Raw genomic sequence first — 12,375 nt, forward strand, 5'->3', positions numbered from 1 at the left:
ATGAATCACTCATCGTTTTTTATCTCATTGCCTGAGCAACTTCTTTAACTACACGTCTTCCTCTTCCATGCGGGATACAAAGTGGTGTTCCAAACAACGGATCCGTACTAATTTGGCACTCCATTCGGAATACATCACGTACTAGTTTCTCATCTACCACTTCTTCAGGTTTACCTTGTGCATATATTTGTTTATCTTGAATGGCTACAATGTTATCTGCATAGCGGCATGCTAAATTTAGATCATGTAATACCATAACAATTGTTCTTTGTTCTATTTCATTTAATTCGAATAATAAATCTAGCACTTCAATTTGGTGAGTCATATCTAAATATGTAGTAGGCTCATCCAGTAAAATAATATCTGTATCTTGTGCAAGTGTCATTGCGATCCAAGCACGTTGACGTTGTCCACCTGAAAGGGCATGCACATCACGCTCAGCAAATTCTGTCATACCTGTTGCTGCAAGTGCCTTCTGTACCATTTCCTCGTCTTTTTCTGACCATTGCTTCAGCCATGTTTGATATGGATAACGCCCTTGCTTTACAAGTTGTAATACTGTAAGTCCTTCTGGTGCTTGTGGTCCTTGCGGTAAAATCGCCATTTGACGAGCAATTTGCTTCGTTTGCATACTTTGAATTGCTTGATTATCTAACAAAATATCACCATTTGTTGGCTTTAATAATCTGGCTAGTGAACGTAATAAAGTTGATTTCCCGCAACCGTTAGAACCAATAAAAATTGTAATTTCTCCTTTTGGAATTTCTAAGTTCAGCTCATCAATAATAATTGTTTCACCATAAGACAACGTCAAGCGTTTCGTCTCCAATGCTTTTTGCATATTCATCTCCCTTTATGAATTCCGACTTTTATAAAGTAAATAAATGAAATAAGGTGCACCAATTGCTGATGTAAATACCCCTGCTGGAATTTCAAGTGGTGTGAAAATTGTACGCCCTATTAAATCTGCAGCAAGTACTAGAATTGCACCGACAATAGCTGCAACTGGGAGCAATGCACCGTATAAAGAACCAACTAATCTTCGTGAAATATGTGGTGCCATTAAACCGACAAATCCAATCCCTCCGGCAAAAGCTACCGCACCACCAATTAAAGCTGTACTAAGTAATAACATAAATACACGCGACTTTGTTAAAGGAACCCCAAGTCCTACCGCTATATCATCCCCTAGCTCTTGTGCATTTAAATGCCTAGCTGCGATAAATGATATTACTGTTAAAATGAGAACCCAAGGCGCAAGTACCATAACATTTTGCCAAGAAGAGCCGTAAACGGTACCCGTAATCCATACATTCGCTTGGCTCGCTTGATAAATTGGTGCTAGCAACATAAATAATGTTGTCGCCGCCTTCGTTAATGCCCAAAATCCAACACCAATTAAAACGAGACTAATTGGTGATAATCCATCATTTTTCCATGCAAATAAGTATACAAAAACCGCTACAATCGTTGCTCCTGCAAAAGCTGCGAGCGGCATATAATGAATACTTACCGTTAGTGCATTATTTTTATCACTAAATAGCGCTAAAAATAATACAACTGCGACACTTGCCCCGCCCGTAATCCCGATGATATCAGGAGAAGCAAGTGGATTTCGAACGAGCCCTTGTAAAATACAGCCCGCTACCGCAAGCGCAATTCCTACGAGGATAGCAATTAAAATACGTGGCATACGAAACTTATTTACAACCATATTTGACATTGCATCGCCATTTCCAGTAATCGCTTGCCATACGTCATAAGGAGCAATTTTCATGTCTCCCATACCTGCGCTCGCAAAGAATAATCCTATTAAAACAACTAGTAAACTGAATAAGACGAGACAAGCTCGTTTATACATTAAAAACGAGAGCTCGCCTTTTCCTATACGAAACGGAATATATTTCTTCATTTGCTAAGCCCTCTCTTACGTGCAATATAAATAAAGAATGGAGCTCCAATAAATGCTGTCATAACTCCTACTGGTACTTCTTGTGGCATAATGACATATCTTGCTGCTATATCAGCCAATATTAGTAGTATTGCACCTAACAATCCGCTATAAGGCACTCTCCATCTGTGGTCAACTCCAACAAGAAATCTCGCAAAATGCGGAGTAATAATTCCAATAAATCCAATTGGGCCAGCAACCGCAACTGAACCACCAGACAATAGTACAATAATAAGTAACACGAATGATTTCATTAAAATTGTTCGTTGTCCAAGTCCTTTCGCGACGTCTTCTCCCATCATCAATGTATTTACTTTCCCTGCCATCATAAGAGATGCAATCCATCCTATTAATAAATATGGGAATACAGATTGTAAAATTTCTAACTTTCTCCCTTGCACAGATCCAGCAAGCCAAAATAATACCTCTTCAAGTGCTTTTTCATTTAACACAAGTAATCCTTGTGTTAATGATGAAAATAATGCACTAATTGCGACCCCTGCTAACGTTAACTTAAGAGGAGTAGTCCCTTCTTTTCCTAAAGAACTAGAAGCAAATACAAGTACAGCTGCAACCGCCGCTCCTAAAAAGGCAATCCATGTGAAAACTGATAATGATGTTACTGAAAAGATTACAATTGCTACAACTATAAAGAACGCAGCACCTGAATTTAATCCAATAAAATCTGGAGAAGCAAGTGGATTCTTAGTTAAAGTTTGCATAAGACAACCAGCAATGGCTAAACTAGCACCAACACTAGCTGCAATTAACGCCCTAGGCAGACGTACATTTTGAATAATAATATGTTCATTGGAACCGTTAAAATGGAAAAAAGCATCCAATGCTAGTTTCCAACTCGTATTTGTATATCCGAAAATAATACTTCCCCAAATACAAATAACGACTGCAATGATTCCAACAAATAATCCAATCCATTTTGCTCGATTTGTTTTTAATAACATGCAGCGTTTCCCCTTCAATGTATAATGATACGTTGTTAGTGTATTTCAACTTAATTCTCATTGTCAACGGAAATGAGAATTATTTTCACCCATATGTATTGACAATCAAAAGATAAAGGCTTAATATCATGCTTGCTATTGAAAAATATTCTCAACATGTAGGGGGTACATAATGAATTTCATGCGGAAGAAATCGTTTACAGTATTTGTATTTTTACTAGCATTTTCAATGCTTTTAAGCGCTTGTGGAAAATCAAATAACAAAGAAGAATCTACAAAAGAAGATAATAAAAAAGAAGTGGTTACTGTAGAACATGCAATGGGTAAAACAGAAGTTCCTGCTAATCCAAAACGTGTAGTTATCTTAACAAATGAAGGAACTGAAGCTTTACTTGAATTAGGTGTGAAACCAGTTGGTGCTGTAAAGTCTTGGACTGGTGACCCATGGTATCCACATATTAAGGATAAAATGAAAGATGTAAAAGTTGTTGGTGATGAAGGACAAGTTAACGTTGAAACAATTGCTTCTTTAAAACCAGACTTAATTATCGGTAACAAAATGCGTCACGAAAAAGTGTACGAACAACTAAAAGCAATTGCACCTACTGTGTTCTCAGAAACATTACGTGGGGAATGGAAAGATAACTTCAAATTTTATGCAAAAGCATTAAATAAAGAAAAAGAAGGTCAAAAAGTTGTAGCTGATTACGAATCACGTATAAAAGATTTAAAAGGCAAACTTGGCGATAAAGTAAATCAAGAAATCTCTATGGTTCGTTTCATGCCTGGTGATGTTCGTATTTATCATGGCGATACATTCTCTGGTGTTATTTTAAAAGAACTTGGATTTAAACGTCCTGGAGATCAAAACAAAGATGATTTTGCAGAGCGTAACGTATCTAAAGAGCGTATTTCTGCTATGGATGGTGACGTATTATTCTACTTCACATTCGATAAAGGAAATGAGAAAAAAGGATCTGAACTAGAAAAAGAATATATAAACGATCCTCTATTTAAAAATTTAAATGCCGTAAAAAATGGTAAAGCATACAAAGTCGACGATGTTATTTGGAATACAGCTGGCGGTGTAATGGCTGCTAACCTATTACTAGATGATATCGAAAAGCGCTTTGTTAAATAATTTCATTCTAACCAGCTCTCTCTTTGATGGAGCTGGTTTTTTCATTTCACTGAAGTGTCACATTATTTCATTTTGTATTTTTATTCCCAATATGTTATATTATAAAAGTAAATAAAATATATTTTCTCTATATCAGAATAAATATTTTAATCTAAATTTTCTGATTAATCACTATTTTATTTTCTTTTAGAATTCAATTATTACATTTGAAAACGCTTATCATCTCGTTTTCAGGGCAAAATACAGTAACGGTTGAAGAAAAATAGAACTTTTTTAGAAATTTTCTTTCTATTTCCATATAATTCTATTGACTTCTAAATATTTTGTAAATTAAAATGATTACATAAATATCCGTTATACAGGATTAGGGGGAAACAAACATGGATGCAGCTTTAAAATTAGACAAAGCTGGAGAGCAACAATCACCAAAAAAACATCCACCAGGGTTATACTTGTTGTTCTTTACAGAGGCATGGGAAAGATTTAGTTATTACGGAATGCGTGGCTTATTAGTTCTTTATTTAACAACGAGCTTAGTAAGCGGCGGTTTAGGATTTGATAAAGCAGTTGCAGTTCAAATTTACGGTATTTTCACAATGCTTGTATATTTCACACCTATTATTGGTGGTTGGTTAACTGACCATTTCATTACGAAGCGACATGCCATTACTATTGGTGGTATCATTATGGCGCTTGGTAACTTCGTACTATTTTCAATGAATACGAAAACTGGACTATTTTTAGGATTAGGATTATTAGTTATCGGTAACGGATTCTTCAAACCGAATATTTCGACTTTATTAGGTCAATTATATAGCGACAACGATTCTCGTCGTGATAGCGCCTTCACTATCTTCTACATGGGGATTAACTTAGGAGCTCTTATCGCTCCATTCATTTGCGGATACTTCGCAGATTATAGATACGGTTTCTTAACAGCTTGTATCGGTATGATTATTGGACAGATTGCATTTAACTTATTAGCACCTCGTTACTTAGGATCAGCTGGAACAACAGTTGTGGGTAAAAAATCTAAAGAACAAAATGCAAAAGCTGTTGAGAAAAAACCTTTAACACCACAAGAGAAAAAACGTACTGTTGCAATTTTAATTTTAACTTGTTTCGTTGTATTCTTCTGGGCAGGCTTTGAACAAGCTGGTAGTTCTTTAACACTTTACACAGATAAGTTCGTAGATCGTACAATTGGTGGATTTACAATTCCAACACCTTGGTTCCAATCTGTAAACCCACTATTCATTATCTTACTAGCATTACCTGTTTCTGCGTTATGGATTAAGCTTTCAAAAACAAAAAATGGTGATTTAAAAATCCCAACAAAAATGGCATTAGGTATGATTTTACTAGGGATTGGATATTTAGTTCTAACTTTAGCTGTTTTAAAAACTGGTAGCGATGAAGGTAACATTACAATGAAAGCAAACTTACTATTCATTGTATTCACTTACATGTTCCACACAATCGGTGAGTTATTCTTATCACCAATCGGATTATCTATGGTAAGTGCAATCGCTCCTGTTAAATTAGCATCATTATTAATGGGTGTATGGTTAGCTGGTACTGGCTTCGCAAACTTATTAGCAGGACAATTAGCCGCTTTCACTCAATCTTTAGGATATTTAGAAGTATTCGCAAGCATCGGTATTATCGTAATTGTACTGGGATTAGTACTTCTTATGTTCTCTAAGAAAATTGCACATATGATGGAATAACAAAAAGACGCTTCTAAAATTAGAAGCGTCTTTTTTATTATTTCTCCTCTAAAGCTGTCACGTCCACATGAACGCTCTCACCAGGATTAGATACATCATACACTTGAGCACTCCCCTTCTGCTCATCACAGCTCTCAATCCATACTGGTACGCCCTCATATGTAACGTCAATTCTACTTGAAGAAGATAAGATTTGTTTCACACGTTTCACATCCATACTAATATCCCTCCTTTTGCTTACTACACTCCTTTCTATTTTTTCTTTTCTTTTTAGAATATATTCCGTAAAGCAGCATGTTGATTGATAGTCATTTCTCCCTCACATGCTAATATTTACTCTCTCGCTACCTTTCTGACAAATAAAAAAAGACGTATATTCTACACGTCTTTTTCCATAATATTCAAATTTTAAGAAAATAATGTTTTTACTACCGCACTTACTTTATCATTATGGATTTGGTAATACACTTCTAATCCTCGTCTTTCAAAGCGCACTACTTTATTTTGCTTTAACTTCGTTAAATGTTGTGAAACCGTTGATTGCGGAATTTCTAATACTTCCTGTAGTTGTGTTACATTACATGTTCCTCTTTGCATAAGTTCCATTACTAGACGTAGACGAAGTGGGTGAGCTAACGCTCTTAACATTTGTACATCTTCTTCTGAAATACGACATTCGAATTGATTTTGGCTCATAAAGTTCCCCTCATTTTCGTTTTTATTTGCGTTTTTATGTTCTTTTTATTTATTTATATATCTGTTCTTATATTTCCTGTTACGACATAACTTTATCAACCTATAAAGCCGAAAAATTTTTCCATCTTCATCAGCAAAAATTCAGGAAAAAATCCTTGCTGATTTTGAATATTATACTATATGATATAACGAAAAAGCAAAATAATGGCCTACGAATACTTTGCTTGCAAACGTTGTTTTATCAAGCTTTTTGTTATATTTTCACCTCATTGAAACGCACAGTAACGGTATTGTAAAATACCGTCTATAATTGATAACCTATCGTAATGTAGTTGAACTATAATTAACCTCTTTGTTACGCTAAAAGGAATTTTCAGTAAAAAGAGATGATGTGATATTAAAAATTTGTTTCTAATTTTTTATTCGTATTGCAAGCGGTTGGACTGTTGTCCAAAACTTCCTATTAAATCCACTCACCGATCCTCCCTCACACTAGATCAAACAGGACAGATAGGTGCATATATTAAACTTTATACTCGATATAAAAGACGGCATCTAATATACACTTATAGGAAACATGCCATCTGAATAAGCAAAATAATATGCAAATAGTTTATACAGCACACTTAAATTCATTTGAGTGTGTTTTTTGTCTACTTTATGAACAAAGCTTTTCTTTTAACACTATTATGGAATAATTATACTTTTTTACGTTGACAATAGTGTTGAAGGAGAATATACTAAGCATGTAAGTTGATTGTGAATAGTTTCACAAATAATGTGAATTTCTTCACATATAATAGATAGGAGTTGTCATTATTATGAGTACTTGGACACAAATTTATGACCCATTAAACAATATTTGGTTATCTGCACTAATCGCAGCACTTCCAATCTTTTGTTTCATCATTTGTTTAATGGGATTCAAAATGAAAAGTTACATGGCTGGTCTTTATAGTGTGATTGTCGCTATTATCCTTGCAATATTTGTTTATAAAATGCCAGCAACAGTAGCTGTAGCATCTGCTGGATTCGGTGTTTTATCTGGATTTTATCCAATTTGTACTATCGTTATCGCCGCAATTTTCCTTTACAAATTAACTGTTAAAACAGAGCAATTCAATATTATTCGCGATAGTATTTCAAGCATTACAAATGATCAACGTTTACAAGTATTATTAATCGCTTATTCTTTCGGTGCTTTCTTAGAAGGTGCAGCTGGTCTAGGGGTTCCAGTTGCTATTACAGCCGCACTACTTGTAGGTATGGGCTTTAATCCATTAAAAGCAGCAGGTATTTGTTTAGTAGCTAATATTGCTGGTGGTGCTATGGGTGCTATGGGTATTCCAGTTACAGTGCCAGCACAATTAACTCAACTTGACGCATTAACTATTGGTCGTCAAACTGTTCTTATTTTACCTTTCATTAGTATTATTTTACCTTTCTTACTTGTTTCAATGGTCGATGGAATTAAAGGTATTAAAGAAACTTGGCAAGGTATTCTTGTAAGTGGTGTTTCTTTCGCTATTACTCAATTCGCTGTGACTTACTTCTTAGGTGCAGAACTTACTAATATTTTCGCAGCCGTTGTAAGTATGATTGCTCTTGCATTATTCTTACGTGTTTGGCAACCAAAATCTTCTACTAAAGAAGAAAAACAAGAAACTAAAGTATCACATACATTCAATCAAATTTTATACGCTTGGTCTCCATTCGTATTCTTAACTGCATTTGTAACAATCTTTAACTTAAAACCGATTAAAGCTTTATTTGCTCCAGATGGTGCGTTAGCAAACTTAGTATTTAACATTCAGTTCCCTGGTCTTCATAATGCTGTTATGAAAACTACACCAATTACAAAAGCTGATACACCTTTCGCAGCTATTTTCAAATTTGATGTATTCTCTTCTACAACTACTGCGATTGTACTAGCAATTATCGTTTCACTTATCGTTTACCGCGTAAAAGGTAAAATGGTTAAAGAATTAATGATTGAAACAATGAAAGAATTAAAAGCTCCAGTATATACAATTTGTAGCGTTATCGCTTTAGCTTACGTAGAAAACTACTCTGGTATGTCATCTACACTTGGACTTGCATTCTCTTCTACTGGTAATGCATTCCCAGTTCTTTCTCCAATCTTAGGATGGATTGGCGTATTCATTACAGGTTCAGTAGTTTCAAGTGGTTCTTTATTCGCACCACTTCAAGCAGTAACAGCAGACCAGTTAAACATCGTTCCTTCTACACTCGTTGCCTTAAACGTAGTAGGTGGTACAATGGCAAAAATGGTTTCACCACAATCTGTAGCAGTTGCTTGTGCCGCAGTTGGACTAGTTGGTAAAGAATCTGCCCTATTTAAAACAGCAATGAAATATAGTTTAATCTTCTTAGCTGTTATTAGCTTACTTCAATTAAACGCTGTATTTAATATCTTTTAAAAATAAAACACCGATCCAAGTGGATCGGTGTTTTTCACATTACATTTGTTTATTTTTTAATAAAGAAGCTCCAGCAATTTCAGGGTGAGTCATTTCGAATGGATCTAAAATAATATCCAATTCCTCTTCTGTCAGTACACCATGTTCTAAACATAACTCCCTAACAGATTTCCCTGTTTCAATTGCTTCACGTGCAATACGAGATGCTACTTCATAACCAATATGAGGATTAACTGCTGTAATAATTCCAACACTTTTCTCAACATATTGCTTCAGCAATTCTTCATTTGCCGTAATTCCTTCAATACAATATTCACGGAATACACGGAATCCATTATTCATAATACTAATAGATTGAATTAAATTAAATACAAGCACAGGCTCCATTACGTTTAACTCTAATTGTCCTGCTTCTGATGCTAAGCAAATTGTATGATCGTTTCCGATTACTTGGAATGCGACTTGGTTAATCACTTCTGCCATAACTGGATTTACTTTTCCTGGCATAATCGATGAACCTGGCTGACGTGCTGGCAATTGAATTTCAGCTAACCCAACACGTGGACCAGACGCCATAATACGAAGATCGTTTGCAATTTTAGACATGTTCATCATACATACTTTAAGTGCTGCAGATACTTCTGTGTATGCATCTGTATTTTGCGTTGCATCAACTAAATGCTCTGCACCAACAAGTGGGAATCCACTAAACGTTCTTAAATGTTTTACCACTTGTTCAATATACGTAGGATTTGCATTTAATCCTGTACCAACAGCTGTCGCCCCCATATTCACTTCATATAAATGCTGACGAGACTGTTTAATTCTTTTTATATCACGCGCAAGCACTCGGCTATACGCTTCAAATTCTTGTCCAAGGCGAATTGGAACTGCATCTTGTAAATGTGTGCGTCCCATTTTAATAACATGATCAAACTCTTTTGCTTTTTTACGAAAAGCAGAATGAAGTTCTTCCATTGTAATAAGAAGCTTTTCTAACATCATAAGAGTTGCAATATGAATCCCTGTTGGAAACGCATCGTTCGTTGATTGGGCCATGTTCACATGGGTGTTTGGGCTAATTTTCGCATACGCCCCTTTTTCATATCCCATACGTTCTAACGCTCTATTCGCAATTACTTCATTTGTATTCATATTAATAGAAGTTCCGGCTCCACCTTGAATAGGATCCACGATAAATTGATCATGAAACTTTCCATCAACAATTTCTTGCGCTGCTTCTGCAATTTCATGCCCAATGTCTTTAGCTAAGTAACCAGTATCTATATTCGCAAGCGCCGCCGCTTTTTTCACAATTGCCATTGCTGTAATGAGTGATGGATGAATGCGATATCCTGTAATTGGGAAGTTTTCTACGGCACGTAATGTTTGTACACCATAATAAGCTGCACTTGGTACTTCTTTTTCACCTAAAAAATCTTTTTCTATACGTATATACTTCGTTGCTATCATTTTTATCACCTATACTTTTTCATTCTAAATCCTTATCCAAAAAATCCGCCCTCTAAAAACACGAGTATCATTCAGAAGAATTTTTCAGTATCCACCTTCACTATATAGCACCTTTTTTGAAAGCGCAAACATTTATTTTTCTGTATATCCTTTTTATTAAAGTTTATAGAAAATCATTCTTCTACTTTCCTTATTTCCACTCGTTTAATTTGATGCATATCCTTTTCAAGGACTTTAAAATAAAAACCGTGTTTCTCAATAATATCTCCTTCAGCAACGATTTGTTTTTGTACCATAATCCAGCCACCAATTGTATCTACATCATCAGCAATTAAATGTATGCCAAGCAAATCATTTACTTCACTAATAAGCACTTTTCCCTCTACGATTTTATAACCTTCACTTACATGCTCTATAGGAGGATTCTCATCTTCATCGTATTCATCTCGAATTTCTCCAACAATTTCTTCTAAAATATCTTCTAGTGTAACAATCCCAGCTGTACCACCATATTCATCATACAATACAGCTAATGGAATGTGTTTTCTTTGCATTTGTAATAGTAAATCATGAATTGGAATATTTTCTAGCACTTCAATAACTGGCCTTGTATATGGCATAATTGAGCACTCCTCATCCCGATTACCATCCATATAACGAATAAATAAATCTTTTACATTAACCATCCCAATAATTTCATCTTTATCTTCACCAAATACAGGATATCTCGTGTACTTTTCTTGCGCGATTACTTTAATATGTGTTTCAAATGGTTCGTCCTCATATAAGCCTACAACTTCCGTACGAGGTACCATAATTTCTTTTGCTACTCTATTATCAAATTCAAAAATATTATTTACATATTTAAATTCCCTTTGGTTAATCTCTCCGCTCTCATAGCTCTCAGATAAGATTAACCTTAATTCTTCTTCTGAATGAGCTACTTCATGTTCAGAAGCTGGATGTAATCCGAATAAACCAGTTACAACCCTCGCTGAACCATTCAAAGCCCAAATAAACGGATACATAACTCGGTAAAAATAAATAAGTGGTTTCGATAACAATAAGCTAACTTGTTCTGCTTTTTGTATAGCAAATGTCTTTGGAGCAAGTTCCCCAATGACAACATGTAAAAATGTAATTACTGCAAAGGCAATAATAAATGAAACTGTACTGGAAATTGCAGGTGAGAATTTTAATTTTAAAAACAACGGCTCGAGTAAATGTTTAATGGTTGGTTCCCCTAACCACCCAAGCCCTAAAGCAGTAATTGTAATACCTAGCTGACAGGCCGATAAATATTCATCTAAATTTGAAGTTACCTTTTTAGCTGCCAGTGCACCTCGTCTTTTTTCGCTAACGAGTTGATCAATACGACTGCTACGTACCTTAATAATTGCAAATTCAACAGCCACAAAAAATGCTGTTAACCCAATAAGAATGACTACCATCAATAATTTTAAAATATCCACATATGCTCTTTAGCTTTCTTAGCTAAAGTTACACCTCCTTTTAAAAAGAAGTTTCACTTTAGTTTCTTCAATTATTGGACAGCAACTCTATATAAAATCCACCAATTTTCAAACCTCATACAATTCTAAAGGTAAAGCATCAGGGTCTTGGAAAAAGACGAATTTCTTCCCCGTTATTTCATCAATACGGATCGGTTCCGTCTCAACACCACATTGGTTTAAATGCTTCACAGCTTCTTCTATATTTGTAACAGCAAATGCTAAATGTCTAAGACCGGCTGCTTCTGGAAAACTTTTGCGCTCAGGCGGATTTGGAAATGAAAATAATTCGATTTGATACTCTTCTCCTACACATAAATCTAATTTATAAGAATCTCGTTCCTTTCTATATACTTCATTTATCTCTTTAAACCCTAATATTCTAGTATAAAAATCCTTTGACGTCTCATAATTCGAACAAATAATTGCAACGTGATGCACTCTACATATATTCATGCTCTCTCTATTCC

11 protein-coding genes are annotated in these 12,375 nt (G+C 35.0%); 3 read left to right on the plus strand and 8 right to left on the minus strand.

Translation table 11 applies throughout. From position 1 onward, the window contains the following. Nucleotides 1-19: 19 nt before the first annotated feature. The 3 genes from MKY38_RS19140 to MKY38_RS19150 are packed head-to-tail and all read right to left on the minus strand — an operon-like array spanning nt 20 to nt 2,913. Nucleotides 20-841 carry an ABC transporter ATP-binding protein gene (locus MKY38_RS19140; protein WP_033695236.1) on the minus strand — a complete coding sequence of 274 codons (822 nt, stop codon included), beginning with the start codon at nt 839-841 and terminating at the stop codon, nt 20-22. A gap of 12 nt (nt 842-853) precedes the next feature. After that, complete coding sequence (locus tag MKY38_RS19145) at nt 854-1,912, minus strand: FecCD family ABC transporter permease (protein ID WP_025710094.1); 1,059 nt, start codon at nt 1,910-1,912, stop codon at nt 854-856. After that, nucleotides 1,909-2,913 carry a FecCD family ABC transporter permease gene (locus MKY38_RS19150; RefSeq protein ID WP_025710095.1) on the minus strand — a complete coding sequence of 335 codons (1,005 nt, stop codon included), beginning with the start codon at nt 2,911-2,913 and terminating at the stop codon, nt 1,909-1,911. Before MKY38_RS19150 ends, MKY38_RS19145 begins: the two co-directional genes overlap by 4 nt. Nucleotides 2,914-3,085: 172 nt before the next feature. On the opposite strand from MKY38_RS19150, the gene MKY38_RS19155 reads away from it, so the two are divergent. Further along, the gene (locus MKY38_RS19155; RefSeq protein ID WP_001010274.1) at nt 3,086-4,054 is read left to right on the plus strand and encodes an ABC transporter substrate-binding protein; all 969 of its coding nucleotides are present in this window, start codon (nt 3,086-3,088) and stop codon (nt 4,052-4,054) included. Nucleotides 4,055-4,434: 380 nt separating this feature from the next. Next, nucleotides 4,435-5,784 carry a peptide MFS transporter gene (locus tag MKY38_RS19160; RefSeq protein WP_000338315.1) on the plus strand — a complete coding sequence of 450 codons (1,350 nt, stop codon included), beginning with the start codon at nt 4,435-4,437 and terminating at the stop codon, nt 5,782-5,784. A 37-nt stretch (nt 5,785-5,821) separates the two neighbouring features. Here the strand turns inward: MKY38_RS19160 and MKY38_RS19165 are convergent, their stop codons facing one another. Next, nucleotides 5,822-6,001: an acid-soluble spore protein H gene (locus MKY38_RS19165; RefSeq protein WP_000382679.1), complete on the minus strand. Its 180-nt coding sequence runs from the start codon at nt 5,999-6,001 to the stop codon at nt 5,822-5,824. Between the two features lie 191 nt (nt 6,002-6,192). Beyond that, nucleotides 6,193-6,480 (minus strand): ArsR/SmtB family transcription factor, encoded by a 288-nt coding sequence (locus MKY38_RS19170; RefSeq protein ID WP_000081428.1) that lies wholly within the window; start codon nt 6,478-6,480, stop codon nt 6,193-6,195. Between the two features lie 821 nt (nt 6,481-7,301). Between MKY38_RS19170 and MKY38_RS19175 the strand changes: the two genes are divergently transcribed. Beyond that, entirely contained in the window at nt 7,302-8,921 is a 1,620-nt protein-coding gene (locus MKY38_RS19175; RefSeq protein WP_341049460.1) for an L-lactate permease, read from the plus strand. Between the two features lie 39 nt (nt 8,922-8,960). Here MKY38_RS19175 and aspA read toward each other — a convergent pair whose 3' ends face one another. From aspA to gloA2, 3 genes are all read right to left on the minus strand, one after another. After that, the gene (aspA, locus tag MKY38_RS19180) at nt 8,961-10,394 is read right to left on the minus strand and encodes an aspartate ammonia-lyase (protein ID WP_309305222.1); all 1,434 of its coding nucleotides are present in this window, start codon (nt 10,392-10,394) and stop codon (nt 8,961-8,963) included. Nucleotides 10,395-10,567: 173 nt separating this feature from the next. Then, nucleotides 10,568-11,866, minus strand: a complete 1,299-nt coding sequence (locus MKY38_RS19185) for a hemolysin family protein (RefSeq protein ID WP_000353314.1) — start codon at nt 11,864-11,866, stop codon at nt 10,568-10,570. A 108-nt stretch (nt 11,867-11,974) separates the two neighbouring features. After that, nucleotides 11,975-12,361, minus strand: a complete 387-nt coding sequence (gloA2, locus tag MKY38_RS19190; protein WP_001017674.1) for an SMU1112c/YaeR family gloxylase I-like metalloprotein — start codon at nt 12,359-12,361, stop codon at nt 11,975-11,977. Between the last annotated feature and the right edge of the window lie 14 nt (nt 12,362-12,375).

Source organism: Bacillus sp. FSL R5-0585, from assembly GCF_038004545.1.
GTDB lineage: Bacteria > Bacillota > Bacilli > Bacillales > Bacillaceae_G > Bacillus_A > Bacillus_A cereus.